Genomic DNA, 17,506 nt, shown 5'->3' on the forward strand with positions numbered 1-17,506 from the left:
CTCTTTTTTTGTTATTTAATTATTTATTCTACAATTGGGCTTTTGAGGTAAGCGTCAACGAGGCGTTCTGTTGCTTGAACAGAGTCAATGTGTGTGCGCTCGTATGAGTGGCTTGATTCGATACCAGCTCCAAATAGGGCATGTTTAACTTCGGCACCAGCACGAAGTGCAGCTGAGGCGTCGCTACCGTAGTAAGGATAGATGTCCAATTTGTATGGAATTTTATTTTCATCTGCCAAGGCTACAAGGTGTTGGCGAAGCTCAAAATTGTATGGACCTGAACCGTCTTTGACGCAGATTGATACGCTGTATTCGTCAGTTTGTTGGTCATCACCCATAGCTCCCATATCAACAGAAAGGTATTCGACAGTTTGAACAGGAATACTTGAGTTAGCACCGTGACCAAGCTCTTCGAATGCTGAGAAGTAGAAGTGAGTTGTGTATGGCAAAGTGACATTTTGCACTTTGTATTCTTTGAGCAATTCAATCAAAATAGCAGCTGAAACTTTGTCATCCAAGTGGCGTGATTTGATGAAACCAGATTCGGTAACAACGACGCGTGGGTCAAATGAGATGAAATCTCCAACTTCGATACCAAGTGCGCGTGTTTCTTTTTCGTTTGTTACTTTTTCATCAAGACGAACTTCCATGTTAGTTTGATTACGCTCAGCAGTTCCAGCATCTTTGTAGACGTGAACTGATGTTTGGTGCATGAGGATAGTACCGCTGATTTTTTTACCATTTTTAGCAACGTGGATAGTACAGTTTTCACCTTCAATGGCATTGTAGACAAAACCACCGATAAGGTCCATCTTAAGACGACCATCTGGTTTAACAGCACGAACCATTGCTCCAAGTGTGTCAAGGTGAGCTGTTACGACACGGTGTTTGCTGTCGTTTTTACCAGGGACAGTGACCATGACGCCACCTTTATTTGTGCGAACAGGGGCATAGCCAAAGCTTTCAAGCTCAGCAATCAAATAATTCATAATGTGGCTTGTGTAGCCAGTAGGTGAAGGGATATTTGCAAGTTTTGTAATGTAATCAACTGTTGTTTTCATGGTTTCTCCAATAAAATCTAGTCATTGGTCGGAAGTTTCCGACTCTTTAATGTCATTATAACATTTATTTGCAACTTTGTTTCTGAAAAGGCTTTAAAAATTATTTAGCCTGCTGTGAAAATATGGAAATTATCGACAATAATCTCTGCCAAACGTTCAATATCGGCACTTGTGCCTCGAAGTTCAAAATCACCAAGCATTGGAAAACCAAAGCGCTTAGCGTACTGCTTAGCTGTCAGGCAATACTGCTCGTTGAAGTTGCGGTTACCAGAGCCAATGATTCCAAAGCAGTGTTTGTAGTTATCGTGTGCTGCGATAAAATCTCCCAAAGGATTTGTCAAAATCTCAACATCACCTGAGTCAACCCCGTTTCCACCTTCGAGATAAGTCGGTAAAATTGCGATAAAAGGTGAAGTGACTGGAAAAGTTTCATGCTTAAGTTCTTTGATATTGATAGTTTTGCTTTCAAGTTGGTAATGTTCTTTTAAGTATTCTCCTAAACGTTTAACAAAACTTTGAGTGTTGCCACTTAGGCTGATATAAGCAATGGTTAATGTATTTTCTGTCATAAAATTCCTCATGATTGTTTTACTTTTAGCCAATTTATCATATTAGAAATGGATAGACAAGCAATTAGATTTGAAAATAGGAGTAGTGCTGTTTTGCGAAAATGCATAAAAGTTTACTCTTTTATTTTAAAAGACTAGACTTATCAAAATAACTGTGATATACTTTTATTAAAGATGTTGGTAGCGCAATCATTTACAGTTACTAAGTCTATTATTTAAAAGGGGAGAATAACCATGGCAAAAGCATTAATTATCTGTGTTGCCGGAATGTCATCATCACTTATGGCACAAAAAACAACAGATTATTTTAAAACACAAGGAAAAGACATTACTGTTGAAGCAATCAGTTCAAACGAAGGGGAACGTGTGATTACTGATGCTACTTATGATTTGTACCTTGTTAGTCCACAAGCTACAATGTATTACAACCAATTTGCGGCAGCGGGTGAAAAATCAGGGCGACCTGTTGTCAAAGTTCCACCACAAGCTTACGTTCCAATCCCAATGGGTGTTGAGAAAATGGCTAATTTGATTTTGGAAAATATTTAATGAGGTGCTGCTAGATATGACTGAAGAAGAATTACAACTTGCTGCTTTTGAAATTATTTTGCACAGCGGCACAGCCCGCACCTCTGTTCACGAAGCTCTTGATGCTATGAAAAATGGAGCATTTCAAGAGGCTGAAGAAAAATTAGCTGCAGCTGATGAAGAACTTTTACAGGCTCACCATGCTCAGACTGATTTGCTACAGAAATATGCAAGCGGTACCGAAATTAAAATTGAAATCATCATGGTTCACGCACAAGACCACTTAATGACAACAATGACACTTAAAGAAGTTGCCATCGAAATGATGCACATGTACAAAAAAATTAACGCTTAAACAAACACCATCTTTGATGGTGTTTTCTTAAATGAATTGCATTAAATAACACCTTATCGTTATCTGATAAGGTGTTTTTGTGAAATTAATAAAAGGATTTGTGAGGAAAGCTCTTCTTTGAGGAGTAAGTAGAGCTAGGAATTGTTGAATTCTACTGGGATTAAGGTAGTGAATTAATCTTCAAATCCGTTATCGATGGTTACTTGTTTGAACCATTCACCAGATTTTTTAATAGTTTTGATTTGTGTATGGATATTATTTGAGATGAAACCGTAGCGGTTACGGTAAGCATTCATCCAAGACCAGCAATCGATGGGTGTCCAAAGGTGATAGCCAAAGCAGTTTGAACCTTCTTGGATACCACGGTGAAGGCAAGCCAAGTGTTCTTTGATGAAGTCGATGCGGTAATCATCTTGGATTTTTCCATTTTCATCCATGAAGCGTTCTTCGCGAGAAACCCCCATACCATTTTCTGAGACAAACCAAGGGATATTTTTATAGTTGTCACGAATGTTAATGGCGATGTCGTAAATGGCTTCTGGGTAGATTTCCCAACCTTTGTCGATGTTCATGCGACGACCTGGCATGTTGTATTCGTCATAGTAACGATTTGGCATCCAAGCACCGACAGAATTTGGTGCGATGTCTGGTGCTTTCACACGATTTGGGTGATAGAAGTTAACACCTAAGAAATCAATAGTATTTTCTTTAAAAATTTGAGCATCTCCAGGTTCTGTTTGCCAGATGACGCCATCTTTTTTGAGAACTTCTTCAAGTTCTTCTGGGAAATGCCCATTGATAGCTGGTTCAAGGAACATTTTGTTATTCCAAAGTTCAGCAAAGTGTGCGGCAGCTTGGTCTTCTTTAGAATCAGAAGCAGCATAAGTTGGTGTTAAGTTTAAAACTGTACCAATGCGACCACCGTCTTTGTCTAAGCCAAGTTCTCTGAATTTAGCGATGGCTTTTGCTGAAGCGATGTTTAAGTTGTAGGCAACTTGAACAGCTTTTTTACCATCAACTAATTTTGGATAATGAAATTGGTAAAGATATTCACCGTCGACAACAACCATTGGTTCGTTGTGAGTTGTCCAGTCTTTGACGCGGTCACCGAAAGCCTTGAAAGCTTGTTCAGCAAAACCAACATAAAGGTCAACCACGTGGCGTGATTCCCAACCCCCATATTTGTGATAAAGCTCGACAGGTAAATCGAAATGGTGTAGGTTCATAATTGGACGAATGCCATTTTCGATGAAGCAGTCAATAACGTTATTATAGAAGTCTACTGCATCTTGATTAACGGTATTTTTTTCGAGGTCATCAATCAAGCGTGTCCATTGAATAGAAGTACGAACACTGTTGAGACCGATTTTCTTCATCAAAGCAATGTCTTCTTTGTAACTATTATAGAAGTTTGATGCTGTGTCTGGACCAACTTGGTTGTAAAAAGCTTCAGGTTCGATTTCGTACCAGTAATCAAACATATTGGCATGTTTTTTATGGAAACGCCCCTCGCTTTGAGGACCAGATGTTGCAGCTCCCCACCAGAAGTCTTCTGGAAATGTGTAAGTTGCCATAAGATTCTCCTTAAAAATATATATTTTTTGATTTTACAAGTACAATTATACACTTTTTGAAATAAAAGACAATATTTTTATATAAAAAGACTAGACTTTTATAAAAAATAAGTTATAATGATAATGTAAAAACAAACTAAATGGAAAGAGGAGTGTTTATGAACAAGTTTCTAGATGCTATCAGTGACAAACTTTTGCCTTTGGCAAACAAATTGGCTTCCAATCGCTACTTGTCGATTTTACGTGATGCCTTCATGCTTGCCTTCCCGTTGACCATGTTTGGGTCAATTGTTGTCGTTATTTCTAACCTTCCTTTTTTAAACGATGGTACGAAAGCGCTTTTATCAAGTCTGTTTGGTAATGCACAAAATGCGACAATGTCAATTATGACTGTCTTTGTAACCTGGGGGATTGGTTACTACCTATCTAAATCATATGATGAAGATGGTATTTTTGGCGGAGCAATTGCATTTGCAAGTTTCCTTCTTTTAACACCGTTTTACACATTGACAGATAAAGGTCAAGAAGTATCTAACGTTCTTAGCCTAGATCGTTTAGGGGCAAAAGGCATGTTCCTAGGAATGATTGTGTCATTTATCGCAACTGAAATTTACTGCCGCGTCAGCAAAAAAGGTTGGCAAATTAAAATGCCTGACAGCGTGCCACCTGCAGTTGCAAAATCATTTGCTGCTTTGATTCCAGCAGTTTTGACATTATCAATCTTCACAGCGCTTAATGCAATCGTAACAGGTGCTTTCAATACAAACCTTCACGATGTGATTTATAATGTTATCCAAATGCCTTTGGTTGGTCTTGGTAGTAGTATTTGGGCAACACTGATTGCCATCTTCTTTATCCAATTCTTGTGGTTCTTTGGTCTTCACGGACAAATTCTTGTTAACTCTGTTATGGACCCAATTTGGAACACTTTGATGTATGATAACTTGGATGCTTACAAAGCAGGTGAACATATTCCTCACATTATTTCAAAACCATTCATGGAAACATTCACTGTTGGTCTTGGTGGTTCAGGGATGACTCTTGCGGTTGTTATCATCATGGCATTTATCATGAAGAAAAAACAATACCGTGACGTTGGTCGTTTGGCACTTGGTGCTGGTATCTTTAACGTTAATGAACCTGTTATCTTTGGTTTGCCAATCGTTTTGAATGCTACAATTCTTATTCCTTGGGTGATTTCACCAATCATCGTTACAGCTCTTAACTACTTCGTAATGGCAATTGGCCTTGTTCCTGCACCAACAGGAGTATCTGTTCCTTGGACTGTGCCAGTCTTCTTTAGTGGTATGATTGCGACAAACTCACTTGCTGGCGGTCTTCTTCAAATTATTGACTGCTTGATTGTCGGATTTATCTGGTTACCATTCTTGCATATGCTGGACAAACAACCTGATTCTGCGCTATAATAAGACTATAAGTTTTAAAAATTAGTCTATACAAGTGGAATAGGAGCGATCTATGTCAAAATATGAAGAGATTGCAGGGATTATTCGAACAAGGATTTCAGACGGAACTTACCCAATTGATTCGATGCTGCCGATTCAATCTGACTTGGCAAAAGAATTTGGGGTAAGTCGAATGACTATCAAAAAAGCTATTGAGATGTTAACCATTGAAGGTTTGGTCCTTTCAAAACAAGGTAATGGAACGAAGGTTTTAAACTCATCGTTTTGGGATAAAGAGGATTCGAGATTTCGATTGAACAACTACAATGGCTTAAGCCATGACATGAAGGATGATTCTCGCAAATTAACGAGCAAAATCATTGAGTTTACCGTTGAATTTCCTGATGTGGAGATTGCTGAACGTCTTCAGGTCGAACAATCAGCACCAGTTTACAAAATTATTCGTCTACGTTTGCTAGATGGTAAACCATATGCTCTTGAGCATACTTATATGGCGTGTGACTTGGTTCCTGGATTGGATGATAGCATTTTGTTGGCATCGGTTTATGATTATCTTTGGAACACTTTGCATCTTAAATTTGCTGGATCTTATCGTCATATCACTGCTGAAAAACCTGATCAATACGATAAAGACCATTTAGCTTGTCGGGATGATGATCCTATTTTGCAAGTGGAGCAAGTTGTTTATTTGGAAAATGGTAGACCGATTGAGTATTCACGCACGAGAAATCGTTATGATGTACGCGGATATTCATTGTTGGATGTTAAGAATATTTAGCTGAGAAACCCAAAAGAACTTTGGGTTTCTTCGTGGTAGACAAGCAGATTTGCTTGAAGAAAGGAAATTTTTTATGGCAGAACCATTATTTTTAAAAGCACAAATGCATGATAAAATTTGGGGCGGAACAAAACTTCGTGACGAATTTGGTTACGATATTCCGACCGAAACGACTGGTGAATATTGGGCTATCTCAGCTCACCCAAATGGTGTCTCAATTGTGGATAATGGTACATATAAAGGTGAAGGCTTAGATAAACTTTATCGTGAACACAAAGAACTTTTTGGAAATCCAAAATCAGAAGTCTTTCCATTATTGACAAAAATTCTTGATGCTAACGATTGGCTTAGTGTGCAAGTTCACCCAGATGATGCTTATGCCCTTGAACATGAAGGTGAACTCGGTAAGACAGAATGCTGGTATGTCATTGCTGCTGATGAAGATTCAGAAATTATTTATGGTCACAATGCCAAATCAAAAGAAGAACTTGCTGAGATGATTGAAGCAGGCAAATGGGACGATTTGTTGACAAAAGTTCCAGTCAAAGCTGGTGATTTCTTCTACGTACCAAGTGGCACAATGCATGCAATTGGTAAAGGTATCTTGATTTTGGAAACACAACAATCAAGTGATACAACTTATCGTGTTTATGATTTTGACCGTCGTGATGCGGCTGGTAATCTTCGCGATTTGCATATTAAACAATCAATTGATGTTCTAACAATTGGTGAACCTGCAAACAGCACACCTGTGACTGTAGATGTGGATAACTTGAGTTCAAGCCTTTTGGTGTCAAATGAATTCTTCGCTGTTTACAAATGGGTCGTATCGGGTGCAGTTAACTTTACCCAAACAGCGCCATATTTGTTAGTAAGTGTTCTTTCAGGTCAAGGTAGCTTGACTGTGGATAACCGTGTTTATAACCTTAAAAAAGGTGATCATTTCATCTTGCCAAACGATGTAAAATCATGGCAACTTGATGGCGATTTAGAAATTATCGCTAGCCATCCAAATGAAAAATAAATGTTCGTAAGCATGAGTGAAATAAAAAATCCGAGAATGTCTCTCGGATTTTTTTATTTTTCGACTTCAAGGTCGTAAAGGCGCCCAGCTTTTTCATAGCGTGTGAAGCGGGCTAATTTATTATGTTCATCAACGAAGACAACGCGTGGTTTATGAGTTTTAGCTTCGTCTGGTGTGAAGTCAGCGTAAGACATGATGATGACATGGTCGCCGACGTTGACGAGTTTTGCGGCTGCGCCATTAAGGCAAATTTCTCCCTTGCCAGGTTCACCAGCGATGATGTAAGTTTCAAGGCGACTGCCTGTTTCCACGTCTGCAATTTGAACTTTTTCGTATTCAACCATGCCAGCAGTTTCAAAGAGTTCAGGGTCGACAGTGATACTTCCAACGTAATCGACTTCGGCACCTGTGACGACAGCACGGTGGATTTTTGATTTTAGCATTTGAATATGCACGATTTTCTCCTTTACTCGTAAATGTGATTGTCAATCAAGCGTGTTTTACCGATGTAGACAGCAATGGCGTTGAGGACGGGTCGGTCAATAACCTCAACTGGCTCTAAAGTTTTCCAGTCCGCAAATTCAACGTAGTCGATTTTAGCTAGTGGTTCTTTTTCGATGAAATCAGTCATGGCTTGTTTCAATTTTTCTGTGTCTTTTTCACCGCTAGCAATCATTTCTTCAGCTAGTTTCAAACTTTGTGAAAGGACAAGTGCAGCTTTACGTTCATCAGTAGAAAGGTAAGTGTTACGTGAACTTTTTGCGAGCCCATCAGCTTCGCGAACAATCGGACAACCAACGATTTCAAGATTAAAATTCAAATCGTCAACCATGTGCTTGATAACTGCAAGTTGTTGTGCATCTTTTTGCCCGAAGTAAGCTTTATTTGGCTCAACGATGTTGAAGAGTTTTCCAACTACTGTGCAGACACCTCTGAAATGAATAGGGCGAGTTTTTCCGCAAAGTCCTTTGGTTAAGGTAGACATATCGATGAAACTTGAGAAAGTTGGTGAGTACATTTCGCTTGGGTCTGGGTTGAAGATGAGGCTTGCACCTGCAGCTTCACAGAGTTTGGCGTCTTGTTCTAAATCTCTCGGATAGCTTTCGAGGTCTTCGGTTGGAGCGAATTGAATTGGATTGACAAAAACGCTGACAACCACATGGTCATTTTCAGAAACGGCTTTGTCAATCAAACTCTTGTGCCCTTCGTGGAGATAGCCCATGGTAGGAACGAGTCCAACGGTTTTGCCAGCTGCTTTCCAGGCTTTGACAGCTTTACGAACGTCTTCAACGTTATGAACGATTTTCATATGATGTGACCTCTTTCTCATTAATAAAGTTTGTCGATGATACTGTCATCGATGTGATATTCATTTTCACTTGTTGGAAATTTTTGGTTGGCAACGTCATCGATATAAGTTTTCACAGCATCGCCGATGAGAGTGCCAAGATTTGCGTAGCGCTTAACAAATTTTGGTGTAAAGTCAGAGAACAATCCGAGTAAATCAGCGTAGACAAGAACTTGTCCATCAGTTTGATTGCCAGCACCGATACCGATAGTAGGAATATCGAGTTGTTCGGTGATAAGCTGTGCGAGTTTTGCTGGAATAGCTTCAAGTACCAAAGCAAAGGCACCAGCTTCTTGAACGGCTTTGGCGTCTTCTAGTAGTTGTTTGGCAGCAGCTTCAGTTTTACCTTGAACCTTAAAGCCACCAAAGGCATTGATGTGTTGTGGTGTGAGACCAAGATGTGCACAGACAGGAATTCCTGCATCAACCATAGCTTTAATTTGCGGGCAGACACTCTTTCCGCCTTCTAATTTAACGGCTTGGCAGTGAGTTTCTTTCATTAAGCGCCCGGCGTTTTCAAGAGCTTTTTCGACAGAAACTTGGTAGGACATAAAAGGCATATCGACGATGACTAGAGCGTTTTTTGCTCCACGACAAACGGCTTTACCGTGATGAATCATATCCTCCATAGTCACAGAAATCGTATCATCGTAGCCTAGCATGACATTTCCAAGAGAATCACCAACAAGGATGCTGTTGACACCAGTGCTGTCAATTAATTTTGCGGTTGAATAATCATAGGCGGTTAACATGGTTAGTTTTTGACCGTCTTTTTTGGCTTTTTGAAAGCTCAAAACGGTATTTTTCATGAGAGTCTCCTTTCTCTAAAAGTCTAAAAACTTTCAGAATAAAACGCATCTGGCTAATATTATATCAAATATTCAGAAAATTTTAAATTTAAAAACGAGGAAAAGTGAGCTCCGCACCTTTCCTCATCTGAATATGATTGGGTATAGAAATGTTAGTTCTTAGTCAAAAATACTACAAGATTTTGATGTATTTTTGATACCATTTTGGTCGTTAAGAATAGCATTACCTTGTTCGGTTAATTGTCTGCCAGCCCAGTCTTGAACCATATCGAGGTAAGCAAGCTCGCTGCTATTTCCTTTCCAAGACCAGCCTAGATAGCCGACACCTTTGGCTTGAGAGTAGCTCATGATAGTCTTGTAATCGATAGGACCATTAGTGTGTTTGATACCAAATTCACCGATACAAAGTGGTGCACCAACGGCTAATGATGAATCAATATTGTTTTGTACAGCACCGTAGGCACCAGCATATTCGTACATGTGAATAGAGAACATGATGTTCTTTTGTGAATCAGATTGAAGGACACTTTGACCTGCATCAGCAATTGATTTTGGATATTGTCCCCAGCCAGCACAATCAACCATGATAGTGTTTTTAATACCAGCGTTACGAAGTTTTGGGATAACTTGTTGATAACCTGATGCCCAAGTAGAACTATCCCAAGAACCAGCCCATTCATTAGCAATGTTCAAAATAACATTTGCTTCGTTTCCAATGAGGGCGTTTTTCATTTCAATCCAATAATTTGCCGCATTTTCCAAATCTTGGATGTTATCAGAACCCGTAGCATCGTGGGCTTCAACGATTGCAATCAAGTGGTTGTCTTTACAAAGTCGCAATAATTTTTGAATTTCAGCAAGTGATGTTTTGCTGTATTGTTGTCCATCTCCCATGACGATACGAATACAGTTAGCACCAGTTCTTGCGATTGCAGGTATAGCAGTATCTTCTTGTCCTTTATACCAAGCATATGGGTAGTTGATACCACGCATGATAAATGGATTTCCTTTGGCATCGTAAAGTGTTGTGCCACTAGTGTGGAAACCAGTTGTCGTAGTAGGTGTTGTGTCAGAAGGGTTAGTATTTCCACCATCATTTACTTTTGTGAATTCCCATTTTTGGTTTGTGCCATTGGTGTCTGACCACTGTTGGACATTGGCACCCGCATTTTTTGCCCCTCTTGCAACATCTAGAACTTTTCCGCTAACTGCTGAGACTAACTTGTAAGAGCCGTCGCCGTTATCAACGATTTTCCATTTTTGGCAAGTTCCGTTAGTATCATCCCATTGCTGAACGTTTGCACCATTGTAAGTTGCTGCAGAAGCGACGTCGAGGACTTTTCCACTGTTCACTGATACCAATTTGTAATAACCGTCTCCTGTATCAACGACTGTCCATTTTTGATTGGTACCGTTAGTATCATCCCATTGTTGGACATTAGCGCCCGCATTTTTTGCCCCTCTTGCAACATCTAGAACTTTTCCGCTATGTCTAGCTGTGATTTTATAAGTATTTCCTGAAACAATAGCATCAGCTTTTACCTCATGAGCTGACACAGCACCAGTAAGCAAAGCTAGCGCTGTTAATGATCCGACGAGTTTTTTATTCATTAGTTTTCTCCTCTCCCAAATGTTAAAACTAAGTGTTCAATTTAGACATTAATAGTGTTAGTTGTGTAAATCTCCTTTTTTTGTGACATGTGCTAGTAATTGTATACAAAAACGTTATTAAAGTTTCAGGAAGCGCATCCAAAAAGAGTATAACACATTTGAATTAAAAAGTATATATATTAAGTGCTGTTTTTTATCAATTTTTTAAAAGACCTTTTTATTTGAATTAGCGGCCTAAAAATACCTAAAAAATGAACTTTTTAGCTAAGAAAAATAATTTTTTAAAATTTTAAAAAGTGTGGCTTTAATAGTAGAAAAAGAAAGAACGCTAAAAAATATAAAGCATTTTAATTTAAATGTATATACTTTTCTAAAATAAAGTGCTATAATGTAAGCGCAAACAAAAAGAAGCTAAATTTAGGAGGGAAAACCTATGAAAAAAGGTTGGCTTACTGTAGGAGTGACTGCACTTGCAGCCGTAACATTAGTTGGTTGTTCAAATGGGAACGCTAAGGATAGTAAAGTAGAAACAATTACTTTCATTAACCACAAGACCGACTGGGAGACTAATGGTAAATGGGATGAGTATCTTGCTGAATTCAATAAAAAGTATCCTGATATCAAAGTCGAAGTTCAGACAATCACTGATTATGCTGGTCAAATGAAAACACGCATGAACAGTAAAGAATATGGTGATGTTTTGATGATTCCTGGTGACATTAGTCCAAAAGACTACGCTAATTTCTTTGAACCCCTCGGAAAAACACAGGATTTATCTGAAAAATATTTAGGTCTTAACGATCGTTCATATCAAGGAACACAATATGGTATTCCAAGTCAGATGAATGCGACTGGTATGGTTGTTAATAAAAAAGTCTTCAAAGATGCGGGAATTAAAGACTTCCCTAAAACTCCAGAAGATTTTATTGCTGCGCTGAAGAAAATAAAAGAAAAAGATAGTGATGTGACACCTCTTTATACCAACTATGCAGCAGGCTGGACATTATCTAACTGGGACTTCACTCGTTCAGGAGTAGCAGGTGATCCAGATTTCACCAATAAAATGACGTCTGATACAGCACCTTTCGAGCAAGGTGACACAATGTACACTGTTTACAATACGCTTTATACAGCGGCTAAAGAAGGTCTGGTTGAGTCTGATCCAACGACTAGTGATTGGGAACAATCAAAAGTTGATTTAGCAAATGGAAAAGTTGGTGTTATGGTACTTGGCAGCTGGGCGGTTCCACAAATTCAAGAAGCAAATGAGGATAACGCTGATAATATTAGCTTTGAAGCTTTCCCTGCTACAGCACCAGATGGTAAACAATACATGCCAATTGGTGGTGACTATAATTATGGTATTAACATTCACAGTAAACACAAAAAAGCAGCTCGTAAATTCATCGATTGGATGGTAAATGATTCTAATTATGCTGTTGATAACGGTGGTATTCCGACAGTAAAAGGTGCGAAATATCCAAAAGCTCTTCAAGATAGCCAAGAAGCAGGTGTGGAAGTCCTTGAAGAAAATCCAGCACCAGAAGGTAAAGAATCTCTCTTTAGCGACATTAATAATGAATCTGAATTAGGTATTGGTACTACAGATGCTGAAAAACAACGTATCATTGATTCTGCTATTGGAAATTCAAAAGAGTCATTTGACGATATCATGAAAGACTTCAACACAAAATGGGCTAACGCCATTAAAGCAGTTTCAGATAACTAGGAGTATTCAATGTAATGAGAAAGTTTGGGAGTCGAAAAGTCGATTTCCCTTACTTATACTCATTAGTGAATCAGAAAAAGTTAGTTTATTTTTGTTGTGTTGGAGGTTATTATGACAAAAAATAAATTGAGCAAAAAATGGGAAAAACGTCTTCTGGTTTTCTCATTTACCATTATTCCAATCCTTCTCTTACTTGTTTTTTCATATTATCCCTTAGTAAAGATGGTTCAGTATAGTTTGACAGACTGGAACGGATATAGCAAGGACCCAAATTTTGTAGGACTTGAAAATTATAAAACGGTTTTGACAAATCCAAATTATTTTTCAGTTTTTAAAACGAGTTTGTACTATTTCATTGCAACTTTCTTCCAATTAGGTATTGCCTTGTTATTTGCGACGATTTTATCATTCAAAGTAAAATTTGCAAATTTTTGGAAAGGGATTTTGTTCTTCCCATATCTTCTAAATGGTGTTGCGATTGGTTTTATTTTTCTTTATTTCTACAAAGGTGGAGGAACACTTGATACTGTTTTGAAAGCAATTGGTCTTGGAGACCAAATCAAGCTTTGGTTAGGAGATCGTTCGATTAATAATATCTCACTTGCCTTTACCTCAATTTGGCGTTATACAGGATTTAACTTTTTAGTTTTCCTAGGAGCTATTCAATCTATTAATCCAGAAGTTTATGAAGCGGCTGAGATTGATGGTGCTAATCGTTGGAATCAATTTAGATACATTATTCTTCCAAGTATTCGAAACATTGTCTTTCTTAACATTATCTTGGGTGTAAGTGGTTCGCTAAGCGTCTTTGATATTCCATATATCATGACAGGTGGCTCTAATGAAACATCAACATTTGTTATTCAAACTATTGAGACTGCCTTTAAGTACAATAAAGTTGGTCTTGCATCAGCGATGGCAATTATCCTTTTGTTTATTGTTATTGTAGTTTCATTGATTCAAAAAGTTGTGACTAGTGAAAGGAAGACGTTGTGATGAAAACGAAAAAAATAACAGTTGGAAAAGTTCTTCAATATCTTATTTTGATGGTTGGAGCAACCGTTGCGATTTTACCGATTCTGGTTGTTTTTATTGGTTCCTTTAAATCAAATACAGAATTTTTAAGCTCAGGCGTGCTTGATTTACCAAAATCTCTCGATTTTTCAAACTATAAAACAGCTTTTGTAAATGGGCAAATGCTGCTTGGTTTCAAAAATACGTTGTTCATTTTTGTAGTTAGCATGGTTGGAAAATTAACACTTGCCTCAATGTTTGCTTATGCGGTTAGTCGATTTGATTTTAAATTGAAAAAACCAATTTTAACGCTATTTATGCTAGCAATGCTTATTCCGGGAATTACTAGCCAAGTTGCGACATTCCAAATTATTAATTCACTTGGTTTATTTAACAAGATTTGGTCAGTTATTCTGCTCAATCTAGGAACTGATGTTATTTCTGTCTATGTTTTTTTGCAATATCTTGATGAAATTCCCATTTCGCTTGATGAGTCAGCTTATTTGGATGGCGCTAATCATTTTGGCATTTTCTGGCGTATCATTTTGCCAAATTTGAAAGCCCCAATTGTTACCATGTTAATTATTAGTGGTGTCGGTGTTTACAATGACTTTTACAATCCTTTCCTTTATATGCCAGACCGTAATTTGAAAGTTATTTCAACAGCGCTCTTTGCCTTTAAAGGACCTTACGGAACCAATTGGCCTGTTATTTTGGCAGGGGTTGTCATCGTTATTTTGCCAATTTTAATTGTCTTTTTATCACTTCAAAAGTACATCTACAATGGTGTTGCTGGTTCAGTGAAATAAAATAGTTAGAAAGGAACAGCTATGACAAGAAAATCTTCACACTTAATAGAAGTAGTTAATTTAGTGTATACCGTTGTGAAGGGCTCAGTGCTTTTCTGGTTGGCTTTGTTAAGTCGAGGTCTTGTCTATGGCTGGGTCTTTGCTATCAAAGTTATTTTGCAGTATTTTGCATCTGATAATCCACAGGATATACGATTCAGAGATTTCATAAAGCAAGTAGAAGAAGTAGCTTATGCTAAAGTGATTTCGGCTATGATGACTTTCTTTTTTAGCTTGGGTTTGACTGGTTGGCTGCTTAGTCTGGTCAATATCAGCCAGCTATCATTTGCCATGTTTTATATTGGTGGGTTAGCTTGGCAAGTCTGGTTAGTTATCGTGATTTACTATGTAAAAACACAGTCGTCAAGGAAAGAAAATCAATTTTATCAAAGTCTTCTTGAAATAAAAAAAGATTTTCAAAAGGTTATTTTTATTTTTCTTCTTGCTTTTATCTTTGTGTGGTTAACATTAACCAAAACAATGTTGGGTTGGTTATTGTTTCCAGGAATTTATTTTTATCTTGTTGGACGTATTCAAAAAGTACAATTTAAAGGAGTCAAGTCATGATTCTCATTAATGAAGAAGAACTTTCTTTTCATTTGACCAATGGAAAAGTATCGTATGTGTTTAGAGTAATGGAGAAAACAGGGATTTTAGAGCAATTATATTGTGGTCCTGCTATTTCTGATTACGAGTCGTTTACCTTTTTGATTGAGCGTGAAATTCGCCCTGGAAATAATCTTTATATGGGTTCAAGCTTAATGTCGCTTGAGCATATCAAGCAAGAATATCCTGTATTTGGAACGACGGATTTTCGGTATCCTGCTTTAGAAATTCAATATCCGACGGGAGATTTGATTTCACATTTTCGCTATGTTGGCTATCGTATTGAAAAAGGAAAAACAGTAACGGGTGCTCTTCCAGGGACTTTTGGAAATAAAGAAGATGTTGAAACGTTGATTGTTTGTTTGAAAGATGATTATGCTGATTTAGAAATTGAGTTGCATTATGCGATTTATGCGAATTACCCTATTATTACTCGTCAGCAAAAAATCATTAACAAGGACACACAAACGGTCTCGATTAAACGTTTTGCTAGTTTTAGTTTAGATCTTCCAAATGAGAATTATGACTGGGTTCATTTAGATGGTGCTTGGGCGCGTGAAAATCATTTATCACGTAGCTCCATTCAAAAAGGTATCCAAAATATATCAAGTACTCGAGGTCATAGTAGTCATGTCCACAATCCGTTTCTTGCTATTTGCTCACCACAAACATGTGAAAACAGTGGACTTGTTTATGGTTTTAGCTTGATTTATAGTGGAAGCTTTTTAGCCCAAATTGAATCCGATAATTACAATACCTTACGCATACAAATGGGTATTAATCCTTTTCAGTTTGATTGGAAACTGCGACCAGGGCAGCTGTTTGAATCTCCTGAAGCTGTCATGGTTGTCAGCCAATCAGGCTTTAATGGAATGAGTCAGGCTTTTCATGATTTTTATAAAGAGCATTTAATACGAAGTTCATGGAAAAATAAAAAAAGACCTGTTTTATTAAATAGTTGGGAGGCGATGTATTTCGATTTTGATCAAGAAAAGATTTTAAAAGTAGCTGAAGAAGCTAGCAAATTAGGTATAGAACTTTTTGTTCTTGATGATGGCTGGTTTGGCAAGCGAAATAGCGATACAGGTTCACTTGGTAACTGGACAGAAAACAAGGAAAAATTACCAGACGGACTTGCTCATTTAGCTAAGGCTATCAAAGAAAAAGGAATGCTATTTGGACTTTGGTTTGAGCCAGAAATGGTATCAGATGATACTGATTTGTTTAAAGAGCATCCAGATTGGGTCATCGGCAATCCAGAAAAAAATATTTCGCATGGTCGTAACCAATTTGTCCTTGATTTTGGAAATTCTGAGGTAGTTGAAGAAATTTACAAACAAATGGCACACTTGTTATCAACGGTGCCAATTGATTACATTAAGTTAGACATGAACCGCTATATTTCAGAAAGCTTTTCGAGTCATTTGCCTAGTGAGCAGCAAGGTGAGGTCAATCATCGTTATATTTTAGGTGTCTATAGTTTGTATGAAAAACTAAATCAAGCATTTCCTGATGTTTTGATTGAGTCTTGTGCAGGTGGCGGGGCACGTTTTGACCCTGGAATGCTTTACTACTCACCACAAATCTGGACAAGTGATGATACAGATGCAGTGGAACGTTTGAGTATTCAGTGGGGAACATCGATGGTCTATCCTTTGTCGACCATGAGTGCCCACGTATCAGCAGTTCCTAATCATCAAGTAGCACGTGTGACTTCGCTTGATATGCGAAAAGATGTTGCCATGTTTGGTGTATTTGGCTACGAATTGAACCCTTTGTCTTTGACAGCAGAGGAAAAAGAAACTGTTAAAGCGCAGATTAAAGAATATCATGCCTATCAAGAATTGATTCAAAATGGTATTTTCTATCGCTTAGATTTGACGGATAAAAACCATGTTGGCTGGATGGTTGTGGATAAAGAAAAAAGTGAAGCCTTAGTTGGCTATTATACAATCCTTGCACAACCCAATCCTTTTTATGAACGCTTAAAACTAGTTGGATTAAATCCAGAAAAAACTTATCATCTAACCGGAAATGGTAAAGATGAGATGAGATATGGTCGAGATTTAGAAACCATTGGAATTATTTTAGGGAAAAATTACATTGGTAGAGAAAATGATTATTGGTCACGTGAAATGCCAGGTGACTTTTATGGAGAAATTTATCATTTGCAAGAATTTATTAAATAACATTTGGAACTTCTGGGGTTCTAGTTTACAATATAG

At 37.8% G+C, this 17,506-nt stretch carries 17 protein-coding genes; 10 read left to right on the plus strand and 7 right to left on the minus strand.

Annotated elements, in window-relative coordinates; translation table 11 throughout:
• Positions 1–23: 23 nt before the first annotated feature.
• Positions 24–1,061 carry a M42 family metallopeptidase gene (locus tag ACN0NP_RS05865; RefSeq protein ID WP_423216951.1) on the minus strand — a complete coding sequence of 346 codons (1,038 nt, stop codon included), beginning with the start codon at positions 1,059–1,061 and terminating at the stop codon, positions 24–26.
• A gap of 104 nt (positions 1,062–1,165) precedes the next feature.
• Positions 1,166–1,630, minus strand: coding sequence for a class Ib ribonucleoside-diphosphate reductase assembly flavoprotein NrdI (gene nrdI / locus ACN0NP_RS05870; RefSeq protein ID WP_423216952.1), 465 nt, complete (start codon positions 1,628–1,630; stop codon positions 1,166–1,168).
• A gap of 234 nt (positions 1,631–1,864) precedes the next feature.
• On the opposite strand from nrdI, the gene ACN0NP_RS05875 reads away from it, so the two are divergent.
• Both ACN0NP_RS05875 and ACN0NP_RS05880 read left to right on the plus strand, forming a co-directional pair.
• Positions 1,865–2,179: a PTS cellobiose transporter subunit IIB gene (locus ACN0NP_RS05875; RefSeq protein ID WP_020916043.1), complete on the plus strand. Its 315-nt coding sequence runs from the start codon at positions 1,865–1,867 to the stop codon at positions 2,177–2,179.
• Between the two features lie 16 nt (positions 2,180–2,195).
• Positions 2,196–2,513: a PTS cellobiose transporter subunit IIA gene (locus tag ACN0NP_RS05880; RefSeq protein WP_024344555.1), complete on the plus strand. Its 318-nt coding sequence runs from the start codon at positions 2,196–2,198 to the stop codon at positions 2,511–2,513.
• Between the two features lie 173 nt (positions 2,514–2,686).
• Here ACN0NP_RS05880 and ACN0NP_RS05885 read toward each other — a convergent pair whose 3' ends face one another.
• Positions 2,687–4,087, minus strand: coding sequence for a glycoside hydrolase family 1 protein (locus tag ACN0NP_RS05885; protein WP_423216953.1), 1,401 nt, complete (start codon positions 4,085–4,087; stop codon positions 2,687–2,689).
• Positions 4,088–4,245: 158 nt separating this feature from the next.
• On the opposite strand from ACN0NP_RS05885, the gene celB reads away from it, so the two are divergent.
• From celB to manA, 3 genes are all read left to right on the plus strand, one after another.
• Positions 4,246–5,514 carry a PTS cellobiose transporter subunit IIC gene (celB, locus tag ACN0NP_RS05890; RefSeq protein WP_074534046.1) on the plus strand — a complete coding sequence of 423 codons (1,269 nt, stop codon included), beginning with the start codon at positions 4,246–4,248 and terminating at the stop codon, positions 5,512–5,514.
• Positions 5,515–5,566: 52 nt separating this feature from the next.
• Complete coding sequence (locus tag ACN0NP_RS05895) at positions 5,567–6,292, plus strand: GntR family transcriptional regulator (protein WP_021141545.1); 726 nt, start codon at positions 5,567–5,569, stop codon at positions 6,290–6,292.
• A gap of 73 nt (positions 6,293–6,365) precedes the next feature.
• Complete coding sequence (manA, locus tag ACN0NP_RS05900; protein ID WP_074567045.1) at positions 6,366–7,316, plus strand: mannose-6-phosphate isomerase, class I; 951 nt, start codon at positions 6,366–6,368, stop codon at positions 7,314–7,316.
• Between the two features lie 53 nt (positions 7,317–7,369).
• Here the strand turns inward: manA and panD are convergent, their stop codons facing one another.
• The 4 genes from panD to ACN0NP_RS05920 all read right to left on the minus strand — a co-directional run bounded on the left by panD (position 7,370) and on the right by ACN0NP_RS05920 (position 11,084).
• Positions 7,370–7,759, minus strand: a complete 390-nt coding sequence (gene panD, locus ACN0NP_RS05905; RefSeq protein WP_398575239.1) for an aspartate 1-decarboxylase — start codon at positions 7,757–7,759, stop codon at positions 7,370–7,372.
• A gap of 23 nt (positions 7,760–7,782) precedes the next feature.
• Positions 7,783–8,625 carry a pantoate--beta-alanine ligase gene (gene panC / locus ACN0NP_RS05910; RefSeq protein WP_423216954.1) on the minus strand — a complete coding sequence of 281 codons (843 nt, stop codon included), beginning with the start codon at positions 8,623–8,625 and terminating at the stop codon, positions 7,783–7,785.
• Between the two features lie 20 nt (positions 8,626–8,645).
• Positions 8,646–9,473 carry a 3-methyl-2-oxobutanoate hydroxymethyltransferase gene (gene panB, locus ACN0NP_RS05915; RefSeq protein WP_423216955.1) on the minus strand — a complete coding sequence of 276 codons (828 nt, stop codon included), beginning with the start codon at positions 9,471–9,473 and terminating at the stop codon, positions 8,646–8,648.
• A 159-nt stretch (positions 9,474–9,632) separates the two neighbouring features.
• Complete coding sequence (locus tag ACN0NP_RS05920; RefSeq protein ID WP_423216956.1) at positions 9,633–11,084, minus strand: RICIN domain-containing protein; 1,452 nt, start codon at positions 11,082–11,084, stop codon at positions 9,633–9,635.
• 433 nt (positions 11,085–11,517) lie between these two features.
• Here ACN0NP_RS05920 and ACN0NP_RS05925 point away from each other — a divergent pair, with 433 nt between their 5' ends.
• The 5 genes from ACN0NP_RS05925 to ACN0NP_RS05945 all read left to right on the plus strand — a co-directional run bounded on the left by ACN0NP_RS05925 (position 11,518) and on the right by ACN0NP_RS05945 (position 17,470).
• A complete protein-coding gene (locus ACN0NP_RS05925; RefSeq protein WP_074567050.1) occupies positions 11,518–12,813 on the plus strand; it encodes an ABC transporter substrate-binding protein in 1,296 nt (431 codons plus the stop codon).
• 111 nt (positions 12,814–12,924) lie between these two features.
• Entirely contained in the window at positions 12,925–13,809 is an 885-nt protein-coding gene (locus tag ACN0NP_RS05930; RefSeq protein ID WP_045798270.1) for a carbohydrate ABC transporter permease, read from the plus strand.
• Positions 13,809–14,636, plus strand: a complete 828-nt coding sequence (locus ACN0NP_RS05935) for a carbohydrate ABC transporter permease (protein ID WP_074567051.1) — start codon at positions 13,809–13,811, stop codon at positions 14,634–14,636. The genes ACN0NP_RS05930 and ACN0NP_RS05935 overlap by 1 nt, the downstream gene beginning before the upstream one ends.
• Positions 14,637–14,657: 21 nt before the next feature.
• Positions 14,658–15,242 (plus strand): hypothetical protein, encoded by a 585-nt coding sequence (locus tag ACN0NP_RS05940; protein WP_423216957.1) that lies wholly within the window; start codon positions 14,658–14,660, stop codon positions 15,240–15,242.
• Positions 15,239–17,470 carry an alpha-galactosidase gene (locus ACN0NP_RS05945; protein WP_423216958.1) on the plus strand — a complete coding sequence of 744 codons (2,232 nt, stop codon included), beginning with the start codon at positions 15,239–15,241 and terminating at the stop codon, positions 17,468–17,470. The genes ACN0NP_RS05940 and ACN0NP_RS05945 overlap by 4 nt, the downstream gene beginning before the upstream one ends.
• The last annotated feature ends 36 nt before the right edge of the window (positions 17,471–17,506 follow it).

It is taken from the genome of Streptococcus equinus, from assembly GCF_049393805.1.
GTDB classification, from domain to species: domain Bacteria; phylum Bacillota; class Bacilli; order Lactobacillales; family Streptococcaceae; genus Streptococcus; species Streptococcus equinus.